The organism is Phenylobacterium sp. (assembly GCF_025351295.1).
Lineage (GTDB): Bacteria > Pseudomonadota > Alphaproteobacteria > Caulobacterales > Caulobacteraceae > Phenylobacterium.
In genome coordinates, this window is sequence record NZ_JANXWD010000097.1 from 65,716 (window position 1) to 90,317 (window position 24,602).

The following is a 24,602-nucleotide window of genomic DNA, read 5'->3' on the forward strand; positions in this document are numbered from 1 at the left end:
TCCCCGGCCTGGGCCGGCGTGCGATAAACGCCCGAGATTGAGACAACTGGAGACCATCCGCATGAACCGACGCCTGCTTCTGGCGCTTGCGCCTGCCGCGCTGGCCCTGGCGACCGTCGCCTCCGCCCAGGCCCCGGGCCATCCGCCCGGCGGCGCCCCGACGATGATGCATGGGGGCCCGCCGCCCGAGATGGCGGCGATGCACGAGGCGATGATGAAGCAGCATCTGGAGGACCTGAAGACGGTCCTGCGGCTGCGCCCCGACCAGGAGGCCGCCCTGCAGGCCTTCGTCGCCGCCCACCACCCCGACGGCGGGCCGATGATGATGCATGAAGGTCACGACCCAATGCATGACGGCGCCATGCATGACAGCGCGATGCACGACGGCCCGTCAAAGCCCATGACCACGCCCGAGCGCCTCGACGACATGGCCAGGCACGAGGCCGCCATGGCCGCCGAGCACGACAAGATGCGCCAGGCCCTGACCAGGTTCTACGCCGCCCTCAGCCCCGACCAGCAGAAGGTGTTCGACGCCCTGATGCGGCTGCAGGGGCCGGGCCACGGCGGCCACATGGGCATGGGTGGCCCGATGGGGGAGCATGGCGGCATGCGCCGGATCGAGATGCACCGCACGATCGGCGGACCCCCGGGCCATGACCCCGACTAGGCGCCCCCGCTGGCCCCTGCGCGCGAATGTGGCGAAGTCGCTATGACGGCGCCACACTCCGCGGCGAGAGGTTCCGACATGACGCCCCAGCCCTCGGTGCTTCGCGCCCGCCACATCCTGGTGGTGGACGACGACACCCAACTGCGCGAGCAGGTCGCCGCCTATCTCGTCGAGCATGGCTATCAGGTCCACGCCGCCGCCGACGCGCGCGAGATGGACGAGGTGCTGAGCTCGGCGCCCATCGACCTGGTGGTGCTGGACCTGATGCTGCCGGGCGAGGACGGGCTTTCGATCTGCCGCCGCCTCTCCGCCGACAGCGGGCCGGCGATCATCATGGTCAGCGCCATGGGCGAGGAGATCGACCGGGTGCTGGGCCTGGAGCTGGGCGCCGACGACTACCTGGCCAAGCCGTGCAGCCCGCGTGAGCTGCTGGCCCGGGTGCGCGCGGTGTTCCGGCGGCTGGAGGAGGTGCGCGGCGGCGCGCCCCGCAAGGGCAAGGCCTATCAGTTCCAGGGCTTCGTGGTCGACGCGCTGCGCCGCCAGCTCCGGGCGCCGAACGGCACCACCATCCTGCTGACCTCCGGCGAGTTCTCGCTGCTGTCGGCGTTCCTGGACCACCCGCAGCGGATCCTGTCGCGCGACCAGCTTCTGGACATCGCCCGCGGCCAGGACGCCGACGTCTTCGACCGCGCCGTCGACGTGCAGATCAGCCGCCTGCGCCGCAAGCTGCACGCCTGTTCCGACGGCGAGATCATCCGCACCATCCGCGGGGCCGGCTACATGTTCGACGTGGCGGTCAGCCGTCCATGACGCTGCCGGCGCTGCCCCGCGCCAGCATCGGGGTGCAGCTGGTGGCGCTGCTGCTGGCCTGCCTAGTGGCCATGCACCTGGTGCTGTTCGTGGTGGTGGGCCTGTTCCCGCCGCCGCGCCCGCCGATCTACCGAATGAGCGAGATCGCCGCGGCGCTGAACGGCGGGGCGCTGACGTCGCGCGACGGGCGGCCGATGCTGCGGACCACGCTCGCCGTCCTGCCCGCGTCGTTCGAGCATGCCCGCTGGCCCTCGCCGCCGGTCGACGCGCTGGCCGCCGCCCTGGGCCGGCCGCGCGAGCAGGTGAGGCTGGCCGAGCACCGGCCCACGGCCCTCGACCGCTTCCTGCGCGAGCCGGTCACGGCGCGGGTCCTGCTGGAGCACCGGCGGGGCCGCGATGGCCCGCCCGGATCGCGGCCGGACGGCTTCCGGGGCGCGTTCCATGAGCACTTCGGACCGGGCGGCGGTTTCGGGCCGGGCCAGGGATTCGGGCCGCCGTCGGACGGCCACGGCCTGCCGCCGGGCCTGCGCCTCCTGATGATGCGCGAGGCGCCGGTGTTCGGCGACTTCAGCGCCGCGCTACATCAGACGGACGGGCGCTGGGTAGTGGTGCGCGCCAGCCCCGAGCCGTTCCCCACCGACTGGCAGCGGCGCATGCTGCTGCTGGTGCTGGCCGGCTTCGGGGTGGTCGCGCCCGCCGGCTTCCTGTTCGCGCGCCGGATCACCGCGCCACTCAAGCGCTTCGCCGAGGCCGCCGAGCGCCTGGGCCGCGACCCGCACGCCCCGCCGGTCGCTCTCTCCGGCCCGGCCGAGATCGGCATGGCGGCCGAGGCCTTCAACAACATGCAGGCCCGGGTGAAGGCCTATATCGACGACCGCACGGCGATGGTCGGCGCCATCTCGCACGACCTGCGCACGCCGCTGGCCCGCATCCGCTTCAAAATGGAGGCCGCCCCCGCCGGGCTGCGCGGCTCGGTGCTGGGCGACGTCGACCAGATGGAGCAGATGATCGCCGGCGTGCTGACCTTCATCCGCAACGAGAGCACGCCGCGCACCCGCGAGCGGCTGGACCTGCTGTCGCTGGTGGAGTGCGTCGCCGACGACGCGGCCTTGGTCGGCGGCGACGTGGAGATCCTGGAGTCGACGCCGGTCACCGTCGAGGGCGACCCGGTGGCCCTGCAGCGGATGTTCGTCAACCTGGTCGACAACGCCCAGAAGTACGGCGGCGAGGCCCGCATCCGGGTGCGCCGCGAGGGCGATCTGGCGGTGGTCGAGATCGCCGACGCCGGCGAGGGCCTGGGCGCGGAGGACCTGGAGAAGGTCTTCCAGCCGTTCTATCGCGCCGACCCCTCGCGCAACGTCGACGCCGGCGGCATCGGCCTGGGCCTGCCGATCGCCCGGTCTACGGCGCGCGCGCATGGCGGCGATGTGCAGCTGATCCCGGGCGCGAGGGGGCTCCGCGCGCGGGTCACCCTGCCGGCGGCGTGACGGCCATCGCCTCGAGGCGCGTGACCGCGAAGCTCTGGTCCAGCAGTTCCGCCTTGCCGAAGATGGTCATGAAGGCGATGTCGGCTGCGTCGCGGCCGGAGGCGATACGGATCAGTCCGTCCAGAGGCGCCAGGCCGGTGGGGTCCGCCAGCCACCAGCGCCCATCCAGGAACAGTTCGACCACCGCGTGCAGGTCCGGCGGCTCCAGGCGCCAGGCATAGGCGCTGACGGCGCGCGCCGGAATCTCCGCCGCGCGCAGGAGCGAGATCGCCAGGTGCGCGTAGTCGCGGCAGACCCCGGCCGCCCCGACGAGGGTGTCCAGCGCCGTGCTGGCGCCATCGCTGACCCCGGCCTCGTAGGTCAGATGACCCCGCACCCAGTCGAGGATCGCGGCGGCCTTGGCGCCGCCCTGCAGGCCGCCGAACCGACGCCGCACCAGCCGCTCCAGGCGGTCCGATGGGCAATAGCGGCTGGGCCGCAGGTACGGGAGGACTTCGGCCGGCAGGTCGCGGATCCGGCCCGCCGGGCGGGCGGTGAAGTCGTGATCCTGGCGCACGGTCTCCACCTCGGCAACGTAGCCGATCTCCACGTCGCCCTGAGCGTCGAGGATCGTGTGCCGCTCGCAGGTGACCGGGTCCTCGAACCGCGCCAGGTCGCAGGCCAGCGGCGCGGTCAGCCGCTCATGCCGCACGCTCTGGCCGGGCGTGCGGGCGGCTTCCAGCAACAGCAGAACCTCGCACGGCGCCTCGAACAGATAGACCAGCCGCGCCTCGACAGAAAATCGCATGAACCCTCCGGGGCCGGACGAACGCACCGGCCCCAAACAGGTTGCGCCTCAATATATTGACACTATAAATGCCACTATATATCCAGGGCCCGGGAGCCCGCCGACGCCCGGACAGAACCGCGCGCGGTGGATCGAGGGAGGAACCCGCATGAAGCTTTGGACCTGGCTGGTCGCCGCGGTGCTGGTGCTGGCCATGGCGCTGGGCGCCGCGGTCCTGAACCGCGCGACGATCCTGGCCATGGTGGCCCACGCTCGGCTGCCGCATGTGGAGCCCAACCATCCGGTGACCTGGGCGCAGGGCCCGGCGACGCCACCGCAGGGCCAGCGGCCGCCCAATGTGGTGTTCATCCTGGCCGACGACCTCGGCTTCAACGACATCACCTTCAACGGCGGCGGCGTGGCGAACGGGGCGGTCCCGACGCCGAACATCGATTCCATCGGCCACGAGGGCGTGAACTTCGCCAACGGCTATGCCGGCAACGCCACCTGCGCGCCCTCCCGCGCGGCGATCATGACCGGCCGCTACGCCACCCGCTTCGGCTTCGAGTTCACCCCGGCCCCGGTCGCCTTCGAGCGGATGGTCGGCACCGAAGCCGAGCCCGGCGCGATCCGCGAGCCGAAGTTCTTCAAGGATCGGCTGAACCAGATGCCCGAGGGCAGCACCGCGGCCTCCGCCGAAGCCGTGAACCTGCTGAGCGTGCCGACCGGCGAGATCACCATCGCCGAGGTGCTGAAGACCCGCGGCTATCACACCCTGCACTTCGGCAAATGGCACCTGGGCGGCAAGAAGGGGTCGCGGCCGGAGGACCAGGGCTTCAACGAGAGCCTGGGCTTCATCGCCGGAGCCTCGATGTACCTGCCCGAGCACGACAAGGGCGTGGAGAATTCCAAGCAGTCCTGGGACGCCATCGACCGCTTCCTGTGGCCGAACCTGCCCTATCAGGTCCAGTACAACGGCTCGCCCATGTTCGCGCCCAAGGGCTACATGACCGACTACCTCGCCGACGAGGCGGTGAAGTCGATCCACGCCAACCGCAATCGCCCCTTCTTCATGTACTTCGCGCCCAACGCGATCCACACGCCGCTGCAGGCCAAGAAGGAAGACTACGACGCCCTGCCACAGATCAAGGATCACCGGCTGAGGGTCTATGGGGCCATGGCGCGCAACCTGGACCGCAATGTCGGCCGCATCCTGCAGGCGCTGAAGGACGAGGGCCTCGACAAGAATACCCTGGTGATCTTCACCAGCGACAATGGCGGCGCCGGATACATCGGCCTGCCGGACATCAACAAGCCCTACCGCGGGTTCAAGTCGACCTTCTTCGAGGGCGGCATCCACGCGCCGTTCTTCATGCGCTGGCCGGGCGTGATCCGGCCGGGGTCGCGCTTCTCCTACCCGGTCGGCCACGTGGACATCTTCGCCACCGCCGCGGCGGCGGCGCACGCCAGCGTCCCGACCGACCGGGCGATCGACGGCGTCGACCTGCTGCCCTACCTGTCGGGCCAGGCGACCGGGCGGCCTCACCAGACGCTGTTCTGGCGCTCGGGCCAGTACAAGGTGGTGCTGGACGGCGACTGGAAGCTGCAGTCCAGCGAGGCGCAGAACAAGGTATGGCTCTACAACCTGGCCGCCGACCCCACCGAGCGCGCCGAGCTTTCCAGGGCCGAACCGGCGCGCGTCCGCGCGATGCTGGCCCTGCTGAAGGCCCAGGACGCCGCCGACGCGAAGCCGATCTGGCCATCGCTGTTGCAGGGTCCGGTGTTCGTCGACCATCCTGGCGGGATGAAGCAGAAGCCCGGCGACGAATACGTGCTGTGGGACAACTAGGCGTGGCCTTCCTGCCGCCATCGACCAACGCCGACTATCGCGGCGCGCCGTCTTCGGCGGCATTCCTGGGGCTGGCGGCGGTGATGACCCTGGTTCCCGGCCTGATCCATTCCTTCCTGCCGGACGGCGGGGCGGGCGTGATCGCCGGGCTGGACCTGGGCGAGCGCCGCGACCTGGTGGTGGGGGTGTTCGCCTGGGAGGGCGCAACCCAGCTGGCGTTGGGCCTGGGCATGCTGGCGGTCGCGCTGCGCTACCGGCCGCTGACGCCGCTGTTCCTGGTCCTGGTGATCGTCGAGCGGGGGCTGATGACGCTGCAGGGCTGGGCGCTGCGGCCGCCGGCGAGCGGCCATCACCCGCCCGAGCACTACGCCACTCCAGTAGCCGTGGTCCTGGCGCTGGGGCCTGGTCCTGGCGCTCCGGACACGGCGGACGTGAGCCGCATCGCCCTTCTCGGCGCGGCCTGTCTGGCACTGTCGGGATGTGGCGCTCACAACGTCTCGAAGGAGACCGCCGGCCATTGCCTGGCGGACATGCCGGCGGCCGAGGCGGCGCCCTCGACGGCCGGCATGGTGCTGATCCGCGACGGCGACTTCCAGATGGGCGCGAAGCCGCTGCACCGTGAGGAAGGGCCGCCGCGGATGACGCGGGTCGCCGCCTTCTGGATCGACCGCACGGAGGTGACCAACGCCCAGTTCGCCGCCTTCGTCGCCGCCACTGGCTATAAGACGCTGGCCGAGCGGCCGCTGGATTCCAGGGCTTATCCCGGGCTCTCCGGCGGCCAGCTGAAGCCCTCGGCCATCGTCTTCGTGGGCGCGGCCCAACCGGCCGGCTCCGACCCCGGCGCCTGGTGGCGGGTGGTCCAGGGGGCGGACTGGCGCCACCCCGAGGGGCCGGACAGCTCGATCGCCGGGCGCGAAGCCTGGCCGGTGGTGCAGGTGGGCTGGGACGACGCCATGGCCTACGCCCGCTGGCTGGGCCGCGACCTGCCCACCGAGGCCGAGTGGGAATACGCCGCCCAGGGCGGCAAGCGCACCGCCACCCGTTTCGTCTGGGGCGACCAGCCGCTGGACGAGAAACACCCGCAGGCCAATGTCTGGCAGGGAATCTTCCCCGCCGTGGACTCCGGCGGCGACGGCTACAAGGCCCGCGCCGCGCCGGTCGGGTGCTTTCCGGCCAACGGCTATGGCCTCTACGACATGGCCGGCAATGTCTGGGAGTGGACCCGGGACTGGTATCGGCCGAACCTTCGGCCCGACGCCGCCGACAACCCCGGCGGGCCGCCGCAAACCCTGGCCTTCGATCCCGGCGACCCCGGCCAGCGCAAGCACGTGATCAAGGGCGGCTCGTTCCTGTGCTCGCCCAACTACTGCTACCGCTACCGCCCTGCCGCCCGCGAGCCCGGCCCCACCGACACCGGCGAGAACCACATTGGCTTCCGTACCGTGTTGCGCCCACCGGCCTGACTAGAGCGCGTCAGGCGAAAGTGGATCCCGGTTTCGCCGCCCGACGCGCTCTAATTCAAAGAGTTAGAGCCTTTTTATCTGGCTCTAGAACCCCGCCCCCGGTTTCGTCCGGATATTCAGCTGGCCCGCGAGGCCGGCCTTCCGATGGTGCTCGATGGCGTGCATCTCCGGCGAGAGGGCCATGGCGCGGAAAGCCGCCAGGGACGGGTATTCCGCCAGGGCGACGGCGTCCCAGAGTTCCTCGACATCTCCAAGCAGCAGGCCGCTGACCGCGCCGGAATAGCGGATCCGGCCCCCCAGCGCCCCGACAAGCTTGGCCACCTCAACGCCGTAACGGGCATAGGCGTCCGCCCACTGAGGCCGCCGTCCGAGCCGTCCTCATACTCGGCCTTTGGCTTGAACTCAGCAGGTTGACCATCACGAACGGGCCGTCCTCGGCGCCGCCGAAGAAGTCCATCGCCTGCTGCATGGCGGGCATGACCGCGTTCTCGACCTTCATCACCATCTCTTCAGAGCCGCGGGATCAGGGTGTCGATGACCTCGACGATCTCGGCGGGGCTGTCTTCCTGCAGGAAGTGCCCGCCGCGCAGGGTCACGTGCGGCTGGCCCTGGGCGCCGGGCACGCGGGCCTGGAACACTGCCTCGCCGCCGCGGGTCACCGCGTCGCTGTCGCTGAACGCGGTCACCATCGGCTTGTCGAACCGCTCCAGCACCGTCCAGGCGGCCAGGTTGTCGGCCACCGAGGCATGTGCCGGCGTGATCGGCACCAGGGTCGGGAACTGCCGCGCGCCTTCCTTGAACGTCTCGTCGGGGAACGGGGCGTCATAGGCGGCGACCTCGGCGTCGGAGAGGTTGCGCGCCGACCCGCCGTTGACGATCCAGCCGACCGGCAGCATCGGCGTGTTCTGGCTGAACGCCAGCCAGGCGGCGAACCCCTCCGACAGGTTCGTACCGGCCGGCAGGCCGGTGTTGGCCACCACCACGCCGGCGAACCGCTCCGGGAAGGCGGCGACCAGGCGCAGGCCGATCAGCCCGCCCCAGTCCTGGCAGAACAGCACCACGCCGGTCAGGTCCATCGCCGTCAGCCACTGGCTCATCCAGGCCACGTGCCGCTCATAGGTGTAGTCGGTCCGCGCCGCCGGCTTGTCGGAGCGGCCGAAGCCGATCAGGTCGGGGGCGATCGCCCGGTGGCCCCGGGCGACCAGGCCCGGGATGATATGGCGGTAGAGATAGGCCCAGGACGGCTCGCCGTGCATCAGCAGCACCGGGACCCCGTCGCGTGGCCCCTCGTCGACGTAGTGCAGCCGCGGCCGGCTGCCGTCCGCGTCGGTCAGGTCCAGATAGTGCGGGGCGAACGGCCAGTCGGCCAGGCCCTCGAACCGCGCGTCCGGCGTCCTCAGCAGCTGCATTCCGCTCTCCTGGCATCCGTCATATAGTGGCATTATGAGTGTCACTATATTGCCGCGTCAAGCCGGTGCGTCGCCAACCGCCTCGACACCGCGGGCCGGCGCGGGCGAGATGGGGCGATGAGTCGTTCCGCCGACGAGGCGCCCGCGCCCGAACCCGTCGATGGCCGCCGCCGTCGTGGCCAGGACAACCGCGCCCGGATCGTGGCGGCGATGATGGCGATCATCCATGACGGTAATGTCGCGCCCAGCGCCGAACAGGTGGCCGACCGCGCCGACGTCGGCCTGCGCACCGTCTTCCGCCACTTCCAGGACATGGATAGCCTCTACCGCGAGATCGCCCAGGTGGTGGGGGCGCAGGTGCGCGCCATCCTCGACCAGCCGGTGCGCGCGCAGGCCTGGGCGGACCGGGTCCTGGAGCTGGTCGGCCGCCGCGCCCAGGCCTTCGAGCAGATCGCCCCCTACAAGCGGGCCGCCGACGTGTTCCGCCACCGCTCGAAGTTCCTGGGCTCGGACTACACCCGGCTGGTGACCGAGCTGCGCCAGCTGCTGGTGGCCGAGCTGCCCCCGGCGATCATGGCCGACCCGGCCCGGCTGGAGGCGCTGGACCTGCTGATGAGCTTCGAGGCCTGGTCGCGACTGCGACGCGAACAGGACCTGCCGGTGGCCCACGCCCAAGAGGTGGTCGAAGCCGCGGTGCGCCGGCTGATCGGCTGAGGCGCGAGGACTTGCCACTCGACCGCCCAAGGCGTTGATTTCACGCTCGGGAGGCACAAATGGCCGTTCTCAAGGGTCTGTTCGCAGCGCTCGCCGTGGTGATGGCGGTCGCGGCTTTGTTGCTGGTCCCAGCGGGCCTCACGGCGGGTGGAACCTGGGTCTGGCTGCGCGCCTGGATCGCCGTGGCGGCCATCGCCATCGCGTCCGGCGCGGGCTCGGCGGCGCTCGCGGTCTTCCGACCAGCCAACTTCGCGATGCGCCAGCAGGGGCCGGTCGCGAGCAAGCCTCAGCGCCAGCCGTTGATCGACGCCGTGGGACTTGTGGCGTTCCTGGTCTACCTGGTCGCCTGGACGGCCTTCATCCCCCTCGACGTGTTCAGCCTACGCCTCCTGCCCTCGCCCAGCACGGCTGCCAGCCTGGCGGGCGGCCTGGCCTGCGTTGCGGGGCTGCTCATCACCCAGGTCGCGGTCGCCCAGAACAAATTCGCCGCCCCGACCATCCACGACCAGTCGGCGGACGGCCAGATGGTCGTCGACACCGGCCTCTATGGACTGGTGCGCCATCCGCTCTACGCCGGGAACCTGCTGTTCTATGCCGGCCTGGCGCTGTGGCTTGGCAGCACGGCGGCCCTGGTCGGCGTCGTCGGGTTGCTGCTGTTCACGCTGGCGCGGATTGTGATCGAAGAGGGCTATCTCCGCGCCAACCTGCCCGCCTACGCCGACTATGCGCGGCGCGTGCGAGGCCGCCTGATCCCGTTCGTGTTCTGAGCGCTCAGGCCTCCAGCTCGATGTCCCAGTAGAGGTAGTCGAGCCAGCTTTCGTGCAGGTGGTGCGGCGGGAATTTGCGGCCGCGGTCCTGCAGCTCATAGGCCGAGGGCCGGCGGGGCCGGTGGCGCGGGTGCATGTGCGCCTCGTGCGGGGTGCGCCCGCCCTTGGCCAAGTTGCAGCGCGCACACGCGGTGACGATGTTCTCCCAGGTCGTGCGCCCGCCCCGCGAGCGCGGAATCACGTGGTCGAAGGTCAGGTCGTCGCCCCGCGTGCAGTACTGGCAGGTGAAACCGTCGCGCAGGAACAGGTTGAACCGGGTGAAGGCCGGCGGCCGGTCCTGGGTGACGTAGTTCTTCAGCGAGACGACGCTGGGCAGCTTCATCTCGAAGGAGGGCGAGTGGACCACCTGATCGTAGGTAGAGACCACGTCGACGCGGTCGAGGAAGACGGCCTTGATCACGTCCTGCCAGGGCCACAGCGAGAGCGGATAATAGCTGAGCGGCCGGAAGTCGGCATTGAGCACGAGGCAGGGGCAGCCGGACGGGGCGGCCTTAAGCACCTGCATGGCAGGGCTCCCCAACGGTCCGGGCTACGGTGTGCGCGGACGCGAATATGGCGGTCTGGATGGGACTGAAGACGCGACCCTCAGCGGCGGAAATCGACAGGACGTGGAGAAACCATAGGCCCGATTCGGAGACAACTCTACGACGTCAAGGGCCCTGGAAGGTGCGCGGGCGACCTCGCCCGAATCTTCGGCGGGCGAGGTCTAGTTGCGCGGCATGGATCAGGCGCCGATTACGGCGGTGGCGCCCGCGACGGTCAGGGCCAGGCCCACCAGAGCGAAGGACACGACGACGTCGAGGATCCGGTTGATCGAGAACGACATGGCGTTTCTCCATTCTAAGGTTCGGGGTCCGGCCAATCCGGGCCCCAGGTCCATCTGGACAATGTTTAGATAGCAGATATCTAAGCGGTGTCTAGATAGCTTTTTTCGCCTCTTGGATATGCGTTTTTGCATGGGCGTAGCTGCTCCCCATTGGGGGAGCTCCCGCGAAGCGCGTGAGGGGGTCCGCTCAGAAGGTTCGGCCGGGCGCCTCGGAGATGCCGAGAGACCTTCGGCGGCGCCGTCGTGGAAGACCCCCTCCGGCGCTTCGCGCCACCTCCCCCGCATCGCGGTACGCGCTGGGGGAGGAGTGACGAAAAAGGGGCCCGCGATGGGGCCCCTCCTCGGGTCGACCTTAGGTGGGGAGACCTAGATGCCCAGGCCCGCGCTGGCGACGGCCGCAGTGAGGCCGAGGAACAGCAGGAATGCCGGGGCGATACGGTCGAGGCCGCGTTCGAAGTTTGCGAGAGTCATGACACACACCTTTGAGTTTGAACCCTCAGGGGAGTGAGGGCGTTTCTTATTTTAACGATGCTCAGATGGGAACGCGAAGCTGGACCGTCAAGATATCTGTACAGCGCTTAGATATGAATTTATGGTAATGTCATGAGCGAAGCTAAAAGCGCCGAATCCCGCCCGTACCACCATGGCGACTTGAGACGCGCCCTCGTGGATGCCGCCCGCCGCCTGCTCGAAGCGGAGGGGCCCAGCGCGCTGTCGCTGCGCGCCGTGGCCCGCGAGGCCGGCGTCAGCCCGGCGGCGCCCTACCACCACTTCAAGGACAAGGCCGAGCTGCTCGACGCCGTGGCCAAGGAGGGCTGGGAGATCCTCGGCTCGCAGATGGCGGAGGCCAAGACCTCGGCCGCCGGTATGCAGCAGCTGACCGCGCTGGGCGTCGCCTACGTCTGCTTCGCGCGCGACAACCCGGCCCTCTACCGGGTGATGTATGACGCCGCCCGCGACAAGGAAGCCCTGCCGGCCGAGATGCAGGACAACAAGGCCAGCGCCTACTGCATGGTACGCGACACCATGGTCGAGCACGGCGCCGACCCGACCGAGGAACAGCACCTGGAACTGGCCAGCGCCGCGGCCTGGTGCGGCGCCCACGGCCTGGCCGAGATGGCCGGCTTCAAGCAGTTCGACCACCTGAAGGCGGAGCTCGGCGGCGAGCGGCCGTTCCTGGAGGCGGTGCTGAGCCACATGGGCCTGTTCCCCAAGCCGCACCACGGCTGCTAATCCCGGCGGGTGTTCACCACCCGCTTCGCGCCCTCGCCTACCGGTTACCTGCACAAGGGCCACGCCGCCTCGGCGCTGACCGCGTTCGAGGCCGCGCGCGCGGCCGGCGGGCGGTTCCTGCTGCGCATCGAGGACATCGACGCCACCCGCTGTCGGCCGCACTACGAGGCGGCGATCTATGAGGACCTGGCCTGGCTGGGCGTGGACTGGGAGACGCCGGTACGCCGGCAGTCGGAGCACCTGGGCGACTACGAGGCGGCCCTGGCGCGGCTGGAGGCCGATGGCCTGCTCTACCGCTGCTTCCGCACCCGCAAGGAGACCGCCGAGGCCATCGCCTCGGCGCCGCACGGGGCCATGGAGGTGTTCCGCGGCGGACCGCTGCCGGCCGACGAGGCGGCACGGCGGCTGGCGGCCGGCAAGCCGTTCGCCTGGCGGCTGTCGTTGGAGGCGGCGGCACGACGGCTGGGCGGGTTCGGCGGCCTCAGCTTCGTCGAGCAGGGCCAGGGCGAGATCGCGGCGCGACCCGAACTGGGCGGCGACTTGGTGCTGGCGCGCAAGGACATCGGCGTCGCCTATCACCTGGCCGTGGCGGTCGATGACGCCCGGCAGGGCGTGAACCACGTGGTCCGCGGCGTCGACCTGTTCGAGGCCACCCATGTGCAGCGGCTGTTGCAGGCGTTGCTGGACCTGCCGACCCCCGTCTACCGGCACCATCCGCTGGTCCTGGGCCCTGACGGCCGGCGCCTGGCCAAGCGCGATGGGGCGCAGACGCTGCGCGATCTGCGCGAACGGGGTATGAGCGCCGCGGAGCTGCGGAAGGAACTGGGCTTTGGCTGAGGCGGTGGCGGACCCGGCGGCGGCGGACCCGGGGGCGGGGGGGCGGACCGACTGGCGGGCGCTGGGCGTGCTGCTGCTGGGCGCCTGCATCATCGGCCTGTCGCCGATCCTGGTGCGGCTGACCGAGGCGGGCCCGGCGGCGGCGGGCTTCTGGCGGCTGACCTTCGCGCTCCCGCTGCTGGCGCTGATCACCCAGCGGACCGCCGGCGCGATCGGGCGGCCGCCGAAGATGGCGCTATGGGCCGGGGTGTTCTTCGCGCTCGACCTGGGGTTCTGGCATTACGGCATCCACTACACCTCGGTGACCAACGCCACGGTGCTGTCCAACCTGACCCCTGTGGTGGTGACCGCCTTCGCCTGGATCTTCCTGAAGCAGCGGCCGGCGGCGCTGTTCCTGGTCTCGGTGGCGGCCGCGCTCGGCGGGGCCTGGCTGATGGCCATCGAGAAGGGCGGCGGCGGCCACCTGGTGAACCAGCCGCTGGGCGACGCTTTCTCGGCCCTCACCGCGCTCTGGTACGCGCTCTATTTCCTGTGCATGGCGCAAGGCCGCAAGACCGAGAGCGCCAGCCGGCTGATGTTCTGGGTCAGCCTGGTCGGCGCGCCGCTGATGATGGTCGCCGCGCTTTTGCTGCGTGAGCCGATCCTGCCGACCAGTACGCTGGGCTGGTGCGCCGTCGCGGGCCTGGGCCTGATGCACGTCACCGGCCAGGGCTCCATCGCCTGGGCCATGGGCCGCCTGCCGACCTCGACGGCCTCGGTGGTGGTGCTGATCCAGCCGATCGTGGCGGCGATCCTGGGCTGGCGGCTGTTCGGCGAGCCGATCGGCCCGCTGCAGGCCCTGGGCGCGGCGGTCACCCTGGGCGGGGTGGTGCTGGCGCAGTGGGCGTCGCGGCCTAAGCCGGGCTGAGCGCCCAAGCCTGCCGCGCCACCTCGATCCGCTCCAGCTTGGCGTTGAACGCGCTCCAGTCGTCGGCCTCGGCGATGGGCGTCCACAGCGCCTCGATCTGGTCGTAGAGCAGTTCCTCCGGCTCGGCCCCGGCGAAATAGGCATGCGCCAGCCGCTCCGGCCGCACGGCGTCATGCGCCGCCAGCCGAACGCGGAATTCCGCGAACGGCTCTTCGGCGTAAAGCACCGCCCGCGGCCCGGCCATCGCGCGGTCCTCGCCGCCGCAGAACCAGTCGAAGAAGAACGGCTCCCAGCGCAGCCGCGCACCGCCCTCGGCCAGGGCGCGGAACGCCGCCTGCACCAGCGCCCCGTCGGCCTCGTCGCCGGCCGAGCCGACGCCCAGTCGCATCAGCATCGCCGCCATCAGCTCGCGCCGATAGCTGGGGCCGAAGCCGTTCAGCGCGTCGACCAGCGGATCGCTCGCCGTGACCAGGCTGAGGCAGCCCGCCAGTTGCTGCAGGTTCCAGAATACCGCCTCCGGCTGGCGGCCGAAGCTGTAGAGCCCCTGGTGGTCGAAATAGGCGGCGGTGAAGTTGGGGTCGGAGTGCGGCAGGAAGCGGAAGGGGCCGTAGTCGAAGCTCTCGCCGGTGATGTTCATGTTGTCGGTGTTGAGCACCCCGTGCACGAACCCGGCGGTCATCCAGCGGGCGGTGAGGTGAGCGGCGCGCTCGACGACGGTGGCCAGCAGGGCGGCGGGGCGGTCGTTGGCGCCCGCCAACTCCGGACAGTAGTTGGCCACCACATGGTCCACCAGCGCGGTCACGCGGTCGGCCCGCGCGAAGAAGGCGTGGCGCTGGAAGCTGCCGAAGCGGATGTGGCTGTGTGAGAGGCGGACCAGGACGGCGGCGCGCGTCGGGCTGGGCTCGTCGCCGCGCTCCAGAGCCTCGCCGGTCTCGATCAGCGAGAATGAGCGCGACGTGGGCACGCCCAGGGCTTCCAGCAAAGCCGTGGCCAGGACCTCGCGCACCCCGCCCTTGAGCGTCAGCCGCCCGTCGCCGGCCCGCGACCACGGCGTCTGGCCTGAGCCCTTCGTGCCGAGTTCCAACAGGCGGCCGGTCCCGGACTCGCGAAGCTGGGCGAAGGTGAAGCCCCGGCCATCGCCGAGCTCGGGGTTATACGAGCGGAACTGGTGGCCGTGATAGCGCTGTGCCAGCGGCGGATCGATGTTGCCGGGCAGCGGCTGGAAGCGGCCGAAGTGGGCGATCCACTCCGCGTCTGTCAACGTGTCCAGGCCGACCGTCGCGGCCGCACGATCGTTGCGGAAGCGCAGGATCGTCTGCGGAAAGTCCGCCGCCGCCACGGGATCGAAAAACTCCGGCCCCAGGGCCGGAACTTGCGGGTCGGGTCGGTAGGCGAAGGAGACGGGCATCGGCGGCAGCTAGCCGCCGGATGACCCTTTCTGCAACTAGCGCAGACCCAGGAAGCCCAGGATGGCGCCGACGACGACTACCAGGCCGACGATATAGATGATGCTGTTCATGACCGCTCTCCGAGGCCGATTGCCTTCGGGAGCAGGTAACGCGGACATGCGGGATGGCGTTCCAACCTCCGTGCGGCGTCAGCGCCCCCTCAGCCCACGCGCACCCCCATGCCGCCGTCCACCGGCAGGATCGCGCCGGTGATGAACTTCGCGTCGTCCGAGGCCAGGAACAGGGCCGCGTGCGCAGTGTCCCAGGCGGTGCCCATCTTGCCGTTCAGGGGCACGCGGGCGTCGCGTTCGGCGCGGACCTCGTCCTCAGTGCGGCCGCTGGCCCCGGCGATGCCGGCCACAGCCATCGGCGTGTCCATCAGCCCGGGCTGCACGGCATTGCAGCGGATGCCGTAGCGCGCCTGGGAGATCGCCACGTTCGCCGTCAGCCGGTTCACGCCGGCCTTGGAGATCTCATAGGCCACCTGGATGCCGCCGGCCCGCGCCGCCAGCGACGAGATGTTGACGATCGACCCGGACTTCTGCGCGCGCATCACGCCCAGGGCCGCCTTGGTCACCAGCCACATGCCCTTCAGGTTCACCGACAGGATGCGGTCGAATGCCGCCTCCTCGACGCGGTGGGCCGGCCCATCACCGCCGCCGATGCCGACGTTGTTGACCAGGATGTCGAGGCGGCCCAGCCGGGCTGTGGCCTGAGCGACGATCTCGGCCACCTCGGCGGCGCGGACGACGTCGGCCTGCATCGCGCTGGCCTGGCCGCCCTCCATCACGATCATCGCCGCGGTCTCGTCGGCGCGCTCGGCGATCCGGTCGACGCACAGTACCTTCGCGCCCTCGCGGGCGAACAGGATCGCCATGGCCCGGCCGTTGCCCAGGGTCTCACCCGGCGTCTGGCCGGCGCCGACGATGACCGCGGTCTTGCCCGCGAGCCGCCCCGTCACGTCAGAAGCCCTTCAGCGCGGGGTCCAGCGTCTGGCCGGCGTCCAGCTGCACCCCGAAGGTATTCAGCATCATCGAGACCTGGGTGTACTGGCCGGTGGTGAAGACCACGTCCATGCACTGCTTCTCGGTGAAGTGCGCCGCCAGCGCGCGCCAGGTGTCGTCGGTGATGAACTGGTCGGCGTGCAGTTCGTCGGCCGCCCGGATCAGCGCGGCGTCGGCGGCGCTCCATCCGGCGTCGGCGCCCGCCTTGATCGCCTCGATCTCGGCGACGGTCAGACCCGAGGCCAGGCCGATGCGAGTGTGCTGGGTGAACTCGTAGCCGCTCTTGCAGAGGAACCCGACCCGCAGGATCACGATCTCCCGCTCGCGCGCCGGCAGATCGTTGCGGCGGCTCAGCACATAGCCACCCCAGGCGTTGAACCGGGTCAGAGCCTTGGGCGCCCGCACCAGAGTGCGGAAGATATTGAGGATGTTGGGGCCGAACTCCTTCAGCGCCTCGCGGTGCTCGTCGCCCATCTCGGCGTCGCTGAGGGGCGCGATGCGCGGTTTAGTCAGTCGCATGGGGGTTTCCTCGAAGGTCTGGTTTGTTGGCGCGCACCTTAAGGGCGGGCCGGTCGGGCGCCACCCGATTTCGCTAGAGACGGCGCGGGGGCCTTGTTAGGCAGAGCCCATGTCGACCCGGTCCACGCTGGAATTCCTCAAGACCGAGACCGGCTCGGGCCTGCTGCTGGCCATCGCCGCCCTGGCCGCGGTGATCTGGGCCAATTCGCGGTGGGCCTGGGCCTACGACGCCCTCACCCACCATGCGGTGGCCGTCCGGTTCGGGCCGTTCGCCCAGGAGATGAGCGTGTCCGGCTGGGTGAAGACCGCCCTGATGCCGATCTTCTTCTTCGTCGTCGGCCTGGAGATCAAGCACGAGATTCTGCGCGGCGAACTCTCCAATCCGCGCCGGCTGGCCCTGCCGGTGCTGGCGGCGGCGGGCGGGGTGATCGTGCCGGCGCTCATCTATCTGGCGATCAACGCCGGCCCGGGCGGCCACCTGGCCGGCTGGCCGACGCCGACCGCCACCGACATCGCCTTCGCGCTCGCCGCCCTGGCCGCAGCGGGACCCCGGATGCCGCCGACGCTCCGGGTCTTCCTGCTGACCCTGGCCATCGCCGACGACCTGGTGGCGGTGGGGTTGATCGCGGCGCTCTACACCCAGCACCTGCAGCTGCCGATGCTGGCCGCGGCGGCGGTGACCACGGCGGGGCTGGCAGCGATGGCCCGGTGGAAGGCCGCGCCCTATTCGTTCTGGGCAATTGGCGGGCTGCTGCTCTGGGGCTTCACGCTGAACTCGGGCGTGAACACCTCGCTGGCCGGCGTCGCCGCCGCCTTCTGCCTGCCGCTGGCCCCCAAGCGCGGCGGCGGCCCGGGCGTGCTGACCGAGACCATGGAGGCCCTGCACCCTTATGTGGCCTATTTCATCCTGCCGCTGTTCGCCTTCACGGCGGCCGGGTTCCAGCTCGGCAGCGGCTCGGTGAAGGTGGCGTTCGGCGCCGTCAGCCTCGGTGTCGCCGGCGGCCTGTTCCTGGGCAAGCAGGTCGGCGTCTTCGGGGCCGCGTCCCTCGCCATCGGGCTGAAGTGGGCGCGGCGCCCGACCGGGGCCAAGTGGCTGGAGCTCTATGGGGTCTCGGCGCTGTGCGGTGTGGGCTTCACCATGAGCCTGTATATTGGCGCGCTCGCCTTCCCGGGCGGCGACCCCCTGCACCAGGCCCAGGTCCGGGCGGGCGTCGTCATGGGCTCCCTGGCCTCGGCGGCCCTGGGTCTGGCCGTGCTTCGTTTCAGCGCCGCGCGGCGCGCGCGGGACGAGGCGGAAGACGGGTAAGCGGCCGCCTAGATCAGTCCCATCTCGCGGGCCTTCATCACCGCCTCGGTGCGGTTGGCGGCGCCCAGGGCGGCGATGGCGGCGGCGGCGTGGGCCTTGATGGTAGCCGGCGACAGGTCGAGGTCGCGGGCGATCTCCTTGTTCGACTGGCCCAGCGCGATCAGCTTCAGCACGTCGACCTGGCGCTCGGTGAGCCGGACGACGGGTTTTGACGGAGAGGCCGCGGCCGCCGGCCCCTGCCGCGCCGCCAGCTCGACGATGCGCGGCGGCAGGTAGCGGCCGCCAGCCAGCACCAGGCGGATGGCGGCCTCGATGATCGCGCTCTTCGAGGTCTTCGGCGCGAACCCGGCGATGCCCAGCCGGAACAGGGCCAGCAGCACCGCATCCTCCTCGTTGCCGGTGATCACCAGGATCGGGGTGTCCGGCGCGATCTCCCGCAGCCGGCGGATGCCCTCGACCGGCCCGGCGCCCGGCATGACCAGGTCGCTGAGGATCAGGTCGGGCCGGCTCGCGGCCGCCGCCCAGGCGCCGGGAAAGTCCGCCGCCTCGCTGACCTGCGCCTGCGGCCAGCCGATGGCCACGGCGCCGGCCAGGGCCTCGCGCATCATCGCGTGGTCGTCGCAGATCAGGCAGGACTTCATGCGCCCGGTCAGCCTCCCGTCCCGCATGTCGCCGGACAACCGCTAGGAAGCTTTGGCCTCCGCGGCCTCCAGTTCAAGCCAGAAGGCGCTGCCGTGGAGCCATTTGCGCTCGAGCCCGACGCTCGCGCCCATCAGCCCGGCCATCCGCCGCGCCGAGGCCAGCCCGAGGCCGAACCCGCCGCGGATCTCGTCACCGTGGTCGGAGCCTTGCACATAGTCCTCGAACAGCCCCGGCGCGTCGGCCTCGGCGATGCCCGCCCCGTCGTCGATCACCCACACTCGCACCCGGCCCGCGCACCGCCGCGCGCCGACCAGCACGCGGCGGGCCTTGGCGTGGCGGATGGCGTTGGCCAGCAGGTTGCCCAGCGCCCGTTCGGTCAGCGCCGCGTCGGCGCTGGCGACCAGCCGGCTGGGCAGGGCGTGCAGCTCGACCCCCGCCAGCCGAGCCGCCGGCTCTTGCAGCTCGGCCAGCCGGGCGATCAGGGGCCCCACCGGCACCGGGGCGATCCGCGCCTCGACCACGCCTGACTCCAGCCGCAGGTGGTCAAGCATCTGGCGCAGCAGCTGCTCGGTGGCGTCGAAGGCCCAGGCGACGCGGCGGGCCGCCTTCTCGCGCTGGACCGGGTCGGGGCTGCGCAGCACCTGGTCGAAGGACAGCCGGGCGGCCTGCAGCGGCTGGCCCAGGTCGTGCGAGGCCGAGGTCAGGAACCGAGTCTTGGCGTCCCGCTCGGCGGCCACCTCCGCCAGGGCGGCCTCGGCCGCCTGCTGGGCCGCGTACGCGCGATTGGAGGACCGCTGCACGGTCCGGCGCAGCTCCAGCATCATGATCACATAGACCAGGGAGTACGGCATCAGCGGCCCGACATAGCGGTCCCAGTGCAGCGCCGCCCACAGGGCCAGCGACGCCGGCAGCGCCACCGGCGCCAGCACCCACCCCTCCGATGCGGGCGGCCGCTGGATCGAGCCCAGGACCGCCACCGTCACGGCCGCGTAGGAGAACACCGCCAGCAGCAGGACCAGGGCGTCGTCGGCATAGGGCATGGCCAGCCAGAAGCCCGCGATGTTGGAGGCGTTGCCGAGCCAGGTGATCGCCCAGTTCGCACGCCGCCAGGTCAGCCGCCGCCCGTCCATGCGATGGCGGCCCAGGGACCAGACCACGATCACGCCCACCCAGAGCCCGATCAGCACGACCAGAATCACCACGATCAGCTCGCGGCGCGCGACCGGCAGCGCCGGCCCCAGCGCCCAGAGCGCGAAGACCATCACCCCGGCCTGCACCACCATCGCCAGCAGATGAGTCGGCAGCGCCCGCGGCATCCTCTTTTCTCCCGAGGGTCATCTTGGCTCGAACCGGCGGCGGCGCAACGGGATGGGCCATCAGGCTAGGCCATCCGGCCAATGGGAGACCGCCAGGGGTAGCGGTAGCCTGAGATTTCCAGGGGAGGATGGACGCGTCCGTCGCGCCTCTTCGGACAACGGAGTACCCGCCATGCGCCCTGTCCTGATGCCGATGATCGCCGGCGGCCTTGCGCTGGCGGCCCTCGCCGCGCCGTCCGTCGCCGCGGCGGCGCCGATCCTGACCGGGTTTGCGGGTGTTTCGAACAGCGGCAGCATCGGCAGCTGCGGCGAACCCCGCACCGAGACCAAGTCCTCAGCCGTCTCGCTGGCGATGACCTGCGGCGACAGGTTCGGCGTTCTCACCTCGACGGCCTTCGCCGAGGCGGGCCATGTGGGCGCCACAGCCAGCGCCGCGACCTTCGGCGGAACCAGCACGCCGGCGGCTCCGGTCGCCAACGCCACCTATTCCGACTTCCTGATGTTTACATCGTCCGATCCCAACGCCACGGAGGCGGAGGTCTCCGTCAACCTCTTCGTCGATGGCGTTCTCAACGCCGCGGGGGGCGATCCGAGCGTGTTCACCCAGGCCGTCGCCGCCTTTGACGCCTTCGTCGTGTTGACCGGCCGGCTCGACATCCGGGAATCGCTCAAGGACGACGGCTCGCTGTTCGCGCAGAGCAACTTCGGTCTCGTCAGCGGCGTGCTGGGCCCCGCGCCCCACGGGGTAGTGCGCAGCCCGACCGTGATTGTTCCGCTGAACCAGCTGGTCTTCTTCGAGATAGGCCTGGAGGTGGGCAGCGGCGCGGTCGGACCCGGTGCGTCGGCCCGCTCGGAGTTCGGCCACACCTTCGCCCTGCCGACCGGGATGGATGTCTTCAACCTGGCCGACGGCGTCACGGTCAACGCCGGCGACTACCTGGTGAACAACCGCTACTTCGACCCGGCCCTAGTCTCGGCCGGCGTGCCGGACCCGGCCGGCTGGGCGCTGATGATCACCGGCCTCGGACTCGTGGGCGCCACGCTCCGCCGGCGAACAGGTCGATCCTTCCCAATCGAGCAAGCCTGAGGAGACCCCCATGCGCCACACTCTGAAACTCGCCGCCAGCGCGCTCGCCCTCGCCTTCGGCGCGTCACCGGCCTTCGCGGCCGCGGTGATCAATTTCCCGCCGCCCGGCAGCCACTCGTTCATCGCGCTCTATGAGATCGACTCCGGCCTGGCCTCCTGTCCCCAGGTGCAGTGCGCGATCGTCTCCGACCCGTCGGTGGCGACCACCATGGCCCCGATGACCTTCCACGACAGCACCGGGCTCAACTTCATCACCGCGTCCGGATCGACGGGCCCCGACGCGATCCACGCGTCCGTCAGCGGTTTCAGCGCCGCCGAGTTCGACCTGGCGTTCAGCGACACCTACACCGTGCACGGCGGCACGGGGCCGTTCGCGATCACCACGACCCTGCAGGTCGACGGCTTCGCCACCTCCATTCCGTTCGGCGCCAAGAACGCCGTCTTTGGGGCCAACATGGTCGGGACCATCGGCACGCTGGATATCGATCCCCACACGCTACTGCCGATCGTCAATCCGTTCGACTTCACGACGAAGGTGCACAGCGCCGTGGTGTCGCAGCTCAGCGCCGCGCCGGTCAGCGTGCCACTGGGCCTGACGGTCAGCTACACGCGGACCGTTAATCCGGGTGACGTGTTCGACATCGCCTATGAGCTGTCGGCCCTGTTCTCCGTCGGCGGCATCGACGCCAGCCATACGGCCAGGATCGGCTTCGACACGCCCGATGATGTGTTCCTGACGGCGGCGTCCGGCGCGACCTTCGGCCATGTGCCGCCACCGCCCTCCGGCGTTCCCGAGCCGGCGAGCTGGGCGCTGATGATCGTCGGCTTCGGCGCGGCCGGGGCCGCGCTGCGGCGGCGGCGCGCCCTGATCGCTCCGACCGCATAAGAAGGCTTGCCCGCGCCCCCGGTTTGGCGTCCGCTGGCCTGCCAGCAGACGCTGAGGGGCCCAGATGACGACCTTCCGATTGAATGGGCGCGAGGTCACGGTGACGACCCCGGACAATGCGCCCCTGCTCTGGGCGATCCGCGACGAGGTCGGGCTGACCGGGACCAAATATGGCTGCGGCATTGGCCAGTGCGGCGCCTGCACCGTGCATGTCGACGGCCAGGCCCTGCGCTCGTGCACCACCCCGGTGAGCGCCGTGAAGGGCCGCAGTGTCACCACCATCGAGGGGCTGGACCCCAAGGGCGCGCATCCGCTGCAGCTGGCCTGGATCGAGGCTCAGGCGCCGCAGTGCGGCTACTGCCAGTCGGGCCAGATCATGCAGGCGGCCGCCCTCCTCAAGGCCAAGCCGCATCCCACCGACGCCGAGATCGACGCCGGCATGAACGGCAACCTCTGCCGCTGCATGGCCTATGTGCGCATCAAACACGCCATCAAGCTGGCCTCCGCGCCCGCCGCGCCAATGGCCAGGAAGGCGGTGAAGGCATGACCCTCTCGCTCGACATCGCCCGCCACGAGTTCGCCCCGTCGCGCCGCGTGTTCCTGATCACCGTGACCGCGGCCGGCGGCGTGTTCGGCCTCTCGACCCCGGCCGAGGCGGCGGCCGGCTATGCGCCCACCATCTGGTACGACATCGACCGCCAGGGCGTGGTCACCGTCCATGTGATCCGCGCCGAGATGGGCCAGCACGTGGGCACCGCCATCGCCCGCATCGTTGCCGACGAACTGGAGGTCGACTGGTCCAAGGTGAAGATCGACCACGTCGATTCCGACCCCAAGTGGGGCCTGATGGTCACCGGCGGCAGCTGGTCGGTCTGGCAGAGCTATCCGATCTACAGCCAGGCCGGCGCGGCGGGGCGGATCGCCCTGACCGAGGCCGGCGCCAAGCTGCTGGGCGCGCCGGTGAACAGCTGCGTCGCGCGCAACGGCGTCGTGATCGCCGGCAAGCGCTCGGTCTCCTACGGCGATATCGTCGCCAAGGGGGATCTTGCCCGGCAGTGCTCGGCCGAGGACCTGGCCAAGATGCCGATCAAGAAGGCCGCCGACCGGCGGCTGATCGGCAAGCCGGCGCCGGCCCGCGACATTCCCGGCAAGACCAACGGCCAGGGGATCTACGGCCTCGACGCCAAGGTCCCCGGGATGGTCTACGCCCGGCCCAAGCTGCCCCCGACCCGCTACGGCTGCCAGGTCGCCAGCATCGACGACACCGCCGCCAAGGCGGTGCCGGGCTACATCCGCGCCATAGCCCTGGAGGATGCTTCGGGGACCGTGCCCGGCTGGGTGATGGTCTACGCCGACAGCTTCGTCGCCGCCGACCGCGCGACCAATGCGCTGAAGGTCACCTGGACCGGCGCGGAGGCGTCGCGCAAAGTCTCCGAGGCCGACCTGCAGGCCCGCGCCAAGGCGCTGATCGCCGACCGGACCACCGGCAGCCTGGTGGTCGAGCACCCCGGGGTCGACGCCGCCTTCGCCGCCGCCAAGTCGACCCTGGAGCGCACCTACACCACCTCGACCGCCATCCATTTGCAGATGGAGCCGGTGAATGCGCTGGCTTTCGAGAAGGACGGCAAGTTCGAGATCCACACGGGCAACCAGTGGCAGTCGCTGGTGCTGCCGTGGCTGGCCCAGGCCCTCGGGCGCAAGGAGGACACCATCGTCCTCAGAACCTACCTGCTGGGCGGCGGGTTCGGGCGGCGGCTGAACGGCGACTATGCGGTGGGCGCGGCCCTGGCCTCCAAGGCGATCGGCGGCAAGCCGGTGAAGATGGTCCTGACCCGGCCCGACGACAGCCGCTTCGACAGCCCGCGCTCGCCCTCGGTGCAGACCGTGAAGATGGCGTTCGGCGAGGGCGGGCGGGTGATCGCCATGGACCACGCGGCCTGCGCCGGCTGGCCGACCCAGGCCATGGCCCCCTTCTTCATGCCCAAGGGCGCCAACGGCGTCGCCTACGACCCCTTCGCGATCAGCGGCGCCGACCACTGGTACACCGTCGGCGCCCAGCGGGTGCGGGCGATCGGCAACGACCTGGCCAACCAGACCTTCCGGCCCGGCTGGTTGCGCTCGGTGGGACCCGGCTGGACCAACTGGGCGGTGGAAAGCTTCATGGACGAGGCCGCCCTGGAGGCCGGCGTCGACCCGCTGGCCTTCCGCCTGAAGCTGCTGGACGCCGCGGGCCGGAACGCCGGCGCGGCGCCCACCGCGGTGGGCGGGGCGCGGCGCCAGGCCGCGGTGCTGCAACGGCTGGCGGCCAAGGCCGGCTGGGGCCAGGCGCTGCCGGCCAACACTGGCCTGGGCCTCGCGACCACCTTCGGCCAGGAGCGCGACATGCCCACCTGGGTCGCCTGCGCCGCGCGGGTGAAGGTCGACCGCAAGACCGGGGCGGTGAAGGTCGAGAAGCTGACCCTGGTGGCCGACGCCGGGGCCATCGTCCACCCCGACGGCGCACTGGCCCAGATGGAGGGCGCGTCGCTGTGGGGCATGAGTCTCGCTCTCTTCGAGGGCACGGCCTTCGAACACGGCCAGGTCAAGGACACCAACCTCG

23 protein-coding genes and 1 pseudogene are annotated in these 24,602 nt (G+C 70.7%); 15 read left to right on the top strand and 9 right to left on the bottom strand.

Annotation, left to right across the window (positions count from 1 at the left end):
• Positions 1 to 61: 61 nt before the first annotated feature.
• From Q0R13_RS13645 to Q0R13_RS13655, 3 genes are all read left to right on the top strand, one after another.
• Entirely contained in the window at positions 62 to 667 is a 606-nt protein-coding gene (locus Q0R13_RS13645; RefSeq protein WP_293904797.1) for a Spy/CpxP family protein refolding chaperone, read from the top strand.
• 78 nt (positions 668 to 745) lie between these two features.
• On the top strand, positions 746 to 1,477 hold the full coding sequence (locus Q0R13_RS13650; RefSeq protein ID WP_293904799.1) for a response regulator: 732 nt from the start codon (positions 746 to 748) through the stop codon (positions 1,475 to 1,477).
• Positions 1,474 to 2,964: an ATP-binding protein gene (locus Q0R13_RS13655; protein WP_293904801.1), complete on the top strand. Its 1,491-nt coding sequence runs from the start codon at positions 1,474 to 1,476 to the stop codon at positions 2,962 to 2,964. Before Q0R13_RS13650 ends, Q0R13_RS13655 begins: the two co-directional genes overlap by 4 nt.
• Here the strand turns inward: Q0R13_RS13655 and Q0R13_RS13660 are convergent.
• Complete coding sequence (locus tag Q0R13_RS13660; RefSeq protein ID WP_293904803.1) at positions 2,945 to 3,751, bottom strand: transglutaminase family protein; 807 nt, start codon at positions 3,749 to 3,751, stop codon at positions 2,945 to 2,947. The genes Q0R13_RS13655 and Q0R13_RS13660 overlap by 20 nt on opposite strands.
• 148 nt (positions 3,752 to 3,899) lie before the next feature.
• Here Q0R13_RS13660 and Q0R13_RS13665 point away from each other — a divergent pair, with 148 nt between their 5' ends.
• Together Q0R13_RS13665 and Q0R13_RS13670 are read left to right on the top strand one after the other, a co-directional pair.
• Positions 3,900 to 5,579, top strand: a complete 1,680-nt coding sequence (locus tag Q0R13_RS13665) for a sulfatase-like hydrolase/transferase (RefSeq protein ID WP_293904805.1) — start codon at positions 3,900 to 3,902, stop codon at positions 5,577 to 5,579.
• 2 nt (positions 5,580 to 5,581) lie between these two features.
• The gene (locus tag Q0R13_RS13670) at positions 5,582 to 7,042 is read left to right on the top strand and encodes a formylglycine-generating enzyme family protein (protein ID WP_293904807.1); all 1,461 of its coding nucleotides are present in this window, start codon (positions 5,582 to 5,584) and stop codon (positions 7,040 to 7,042) included.
• A gap of 84 nt (positions 7,043 to 7,126) precedes the next feature.
• Here the strand turns inward: Q0R13_RS13670 and Q0R13_RS13675 are convergent.
• Positions 7,127 to 7,541 (bottom strand): annotated as a pseudogene (locus tag Q0R13_RS13675) (DUF1330 domain-containing protein).
• A 10-nt stretch (positions 7,542 to 7,551) separates the two neighbouring features.
• Complete coding sequence (locus Q0R13_RS13680) at positions 7,552 to 8,451, bottom strand: haloalkane dehalogenase (protein ID WP_293904808.1); 900 nt, start codon at positions 8,449 to 8,451, stop codon at positions 7,552 to 7,554.
• A 117-nt stretch (positions 8,452 to 8,568) separates the two neighbouring features.
• Here Q0R13_RS13680 and Q0R13_RS13685 point away from each other — a divergent pair, with 117 nt between their 5' ends.
• Together Q0R13_RS13685 and Q0R13_RS13690 are read left to right on the top strand one after the other, a co-directional pair.
• Positions 8,569 to 9,165: a TetR family transcriptional regulator gene (locus Q0R13_RS13685; RefSeq protein WP_293904809.1), complete on the top strand. Its 597-nt coding sequence runs from the start codon at positions 8,569 to 8,571 to the stop codon at positions 9,163 to 9,165.
• Between the two features lie 59 nt (positions 9,166 to 9,224).
• Entirely contained in the window at positions 9,225 to 9,932 is a 708-nt protein-coding gene (locus Q0R13_RS13690; protein ID WP_293904810.1) for an isoprenylcysteine carboxylmethyltransferase family protein, read from the top strand.
• Positions 9,933 to 9,936: 4 nt separating this feature from the next.
• Here Q0R13_RS13690 and Q0R13_RS13695 read toward each other — a convergent pair whose 3' ends face one another.
• Positions 9,937 to 10,497: an HNH endonuclease gene (locus Q0R13_RS13695; RefSeq protein ID WP_293904812.1), complete on the bottom strand. Its 561-nt coding sequence runs from the start codon at positions 10,495 to 10,497 to the stop codon at positions 9,937 to 9,939.
• Positions 10,498 to 11,421: 924 nt separating this feature from the next.
• On the opposite strand from Q0R13_RS13695, the gene Q0R13_RS13700 reads away from it, so the two are divergent.
• The 3 genes from Q0R13_RS13700 to Q0R13_RS13710 are packed head-to-tail and all read left to right on the top strand — an operon-like array spanning position 11,422 to position 13,795.
• Positions 11,422 to 12,051, top strand: coding sequence for a TetR/AcrR family transcriptional regulator (locus Q0R13_RS13700; protein ID WP_293904814.1), 630 nt, complete (start codon positions 11,422 to 11,424; stop codon positions 12,049 to 12,051).
• 9 nt (positions 12,052 to 12,060) lie between these two features.
• Positions 12,061 to 12,888: a tRNA glutamyl-Q(34) synthetase GluQRS gene (gluQRS, locus tag Q0R13_RS13705; protein WP_293904816.1), complete on the top strand. Its 828-nt coding sequence runs from the start codon at positions 12,061 to 12,063 to the stop codon at positions 12,886 to 12,888.
• Entirely contained in the window at positions 12,881 to 13,795 is a 915-nt protein-coding gene (locus Q0R13_RS13710) for an EamA family transporter (protein ID WP_293904818.1), read from the top strand. The genes gluQRS and Q0R13_RS13710 overlap by 8 nt, the downstream gene beginning before the upstream one ends.
• Here Q0R13_RS13710 and Q0R13_RS13715 read toward each other — a convergent pair.
• From Q0R13_RS13715 to Q0R13_RS13725, 3 genes are all read right to left on the bottom strand, one after another.
• Positions 13,782 to 15,203, bottom strand: coding sequence for a protein adenylyltransferase SelO (locus Q0R13_RS13715; protein WP_293904820.1), 1,422 nt, complete (start codon positions 15,201 to 15,203; stop codon positions 13,782 to 13,784). The genes Q0R13_RS13710 and Q0R13_RS13715 overlap by 14 nt on opposite strands.
• Positions 15,204 to 15,403: 200 nt before the next feature.
• Entirely contained in the window at positions 15,404 to 16,204 is an 801-nt protein-coding gene (locus Q0R13_RS13720) for an SDR family NAD(P)-dependent oxidoreductase (RefSeq protein WP_293904822.1), read from the bottom strand.
• 1 nt (position 16,205) lies between these two features.
• Positions 16,206 to 16,766 (bottom strand): carboxymuconolactone decarboxylase family protein, encoded by a 561-nt coding sequence (locus Q0R13_RS13725; RefSeq protein WP_293904824.1) that lies wholly within the window; start codon positions 16,764 to 16,766, stop codon positions 16,206 to 16,208.
• Positions 16,767 to 16,875: 109 nt separating this feature from the next.
• On the opposite strand from Q0R13_RS13725, the gene nhaA reads away from it, so the two are divergent.
• Positions 16,876 to 18,072: a Na+/H+ antiporter NhaA gene (gene nhaA, locus Q0R13_RS13730; protein ID WP_293904826.1), complete on the top strand. Its 1,197-nt coding sequence runs from the start codon at positions 16,876 to 16,878 to the stop codon at positions 18,070 to 18,072.
• 8 nt (positions 18,073 to 18,080) lie between these two features.
• On the opposite strand, the gene Q0R13_RS13735 is transcribed toward nhaA, so the two are convergent.
• Together Q0R13_RS13735 and Q0R13_RS13740 are read right to left on the bottom strand one after the other, a co-directional pair.
• Positions 18,081 to 18,713, bottom strand: a complete 633-nt coding sequence (locus Q0R13_RS13735; RefSeq protein WP_293904828.1) for a response regulator transcription factor — start codon at positions 18,711 to 18,713, stop codon at positions 18,081 to 18,083.
• A 42-nt stretch (positions 18,714 to 18,755) separates the two neighbouring features.
• A complete protein-coding gene (locus Q0R13_RS13740) occupies positions 18,756 to 20,030 on the bottom strand; it encodes a HAMP domain-containing sensor histidine kinase (protein WP_293904829.1) in 1,275 nt (424 codons plus the stop codon).
• A 172-nt stretch (positions 20,031 to 20,202) separates the two neighbouring features.
• Between Q0R13_RS13740 and Q0R13_RS13745 the strand changes: the two genes are divergently transcribed.
• The 4 genes from Q0R13_RS13745 to Q0R13_RS13760 form a co-directional block, all read left to right on the top strand.
• Entirely contained in the window at positions 20,203 to 21,117 is a 915-nt protein-coding gene (locus Q0R13_RS13745; RefSeq protein ID WP_293904830.1) for a PEPxxWA-CTERM sorting domain-containing protein, read from the top strand.
• Between the two features lie 10 nt (positions 21,118 to 21,127).
• Positions 21,128 to 22,003, top strand: coding sequence for a PEPxxWA-CTERM sorting domain-containing protein (locus tag Q0R13_RS13750; RefSeq protein WP_293904832.1), 876 nt, complete (start codon positions 21,128 to 21,130; stop codon positions 22,001 to 22,003).
• 64 nt (positions 22,004 to 22,067) lie between these two features.
• A complete protein-coding gene (locus Q0R13_RS13755) occupies positions 22,068 to 22,550 on the top strand; it encodes a (2Fe-2S)-binding protein (protein WP_293904834.1) in 483 nt (160 codons plus the stop codon).
• Positions 22,547 to 24,602: molybdopterin cofactor-binding domain-containing protein (locus Q0R13_RS13760; protein WP_293904836.1), on the top strand; the 2,056-nt coding region annotated here is incomplete at its 3' end. The genes Q0R13_RS13755 and Q0R13_RS13760, both read left to right, overlap by 4 nt.

What these genes read in the sequence shown, in the direction of transcription:
- Q0R13_RS13645 (WP_293904797.1), top strand. Translation starts at nt 62, where the DNA reads ATGAACCGACGCCTGCTTCTGGCGCTTGCGCCTGCCGCGCTGGCCCTG.
- Q0R13_RS13650 (WP_293904799.1), top strand. Translation starts at nt 746, where the DNA reads ATGACGCCCCAGCCCTCGGTGCTTCGCGCCCGCCACATCCTGGTGGTG.
- Q0R13_RS13655 (WP_293904801.1), top strand. Translation starts at nt 1,474, where the DNA reads ATGACGCTGCCGGCGCTGCCCCGCGCCAGCATCGGGGTGCAGCTGGTG.
- Q0R13_RS13660 (WP_293904803.1), bottom strand. Translation starts at nt 3,751, where the DNA reads ATGCGATTTTCTGTCGAGGCGCGGCTGGTCTATCTGTTCGAGGCGCCG.
- Q0R13_RS13665 (WP_293904805.1), top strand. Translation starts at nt 3,900, where the DNA reads ATGAAGCTTTGGACCTGGCTGGTCGCCGCGGTGCTGGTGCTGGCCATG.
- Q0R13_RS13680 (WP_293904808.1), bottom strand. Translation starts at nt 8,451, where the DNA reads ATGCAGCTGCTGAGGACGCCGGACGCGCGGTTCGAGGGCCTGGCCGAC.
- Q0R13_RS13685 (WP_293904809.1), top strand. Translation starts at nt 8,569, where the DNA reads ATGAGTCGTTCCGCCGACGAGGCGCCCGCGCCCGAACCCGTCGATGGC.
- Q0R13_RS13690 (WP_293904810.1), top strand. Translation starts at nt 9,225, where the DNA reads ATGGCCGTTCTCAAGGGTCTGTTCGCAGCGCTCGCCGTGGTGATGGCG.
- Q0R13_RS13695 (WP_293904812.1), bottom strand. Translation starts at nt 10,497, where the DNA reads ATGCAGGTGCTTAAGGCCGCCCCGTCCGGCTGCCCCTGCCTCGTGCTC.
- Q0R13_RS13700 (WP_293904814.1), top strand. Translation starts at nt 11,422, where the DNA reads ATGAGCGAAGCTAAAAGCGCCGAATCCCGCCCGTACCACCATGGCGAC.
- Q0R13_RS13715 (WP_293904820.1), bottom strand. Translation starts at nt 15,203, where the DNA reads ATGCCCGTCTCCTTCGCCTACCGACCCGACCCGCAAGTTCCGGCCCTG.
- Q0R13_RS13725 (WP_293904824.1), bottom strand. Translation starts at nt 16,766, where the DNA reads ATGCGACTGACTAAACCGCGCATCGCGCCCCTCAGCGACGCCGAGATG.
- nhaA (WP_293904826.1), top strand. Translation starts at nt 16,876, where the DNA reads ATGTCGACCCGGTCCACGCTGGAATTCCTCAAGACCGAGACCGGCTCG.
- Q0R13_RS13735 (WP_293904828.1), bottom strand. Translation starts at nt 18,713, where the DNA reads ATGAAGTCCTGCCTGATCTGCGACGACCACGCGATGATGCGCGAGGCC.
- Q0R13_RS13740 (WP_293904829.1), bottom strand. Translation starts at nt 20,030, where the DNA reads ATGCCGCGGGCGCTGCCGACTCATCTGCTGGCGATGGTGGTGCAGGCC.
- Q0R13_RS13745 (WP_293904830.1), top strand. Translation starts at nt 20,203, where the DNA reads ATGCGCCCTGTCCTGATGCCGATGATCGCCGGCGGCCTTGCGCTGGCG.
- Q0R13_RS13750 (WP_293904832.1), top strand. Translation starts at nt 21,128, where the DNA reads ATGCGCCACACTCTGAAACTCGCCGCCAGCGCGCTCGCCCTCGCCTTC.
- Q0R13_RS13755 (WP_293904834.1), top strand. Translation starts at nt 22,068, where the DNA reads ATGACGACCTTCCGATTGAATGGGCGCGAGGTCACGGTGACGACCCCG.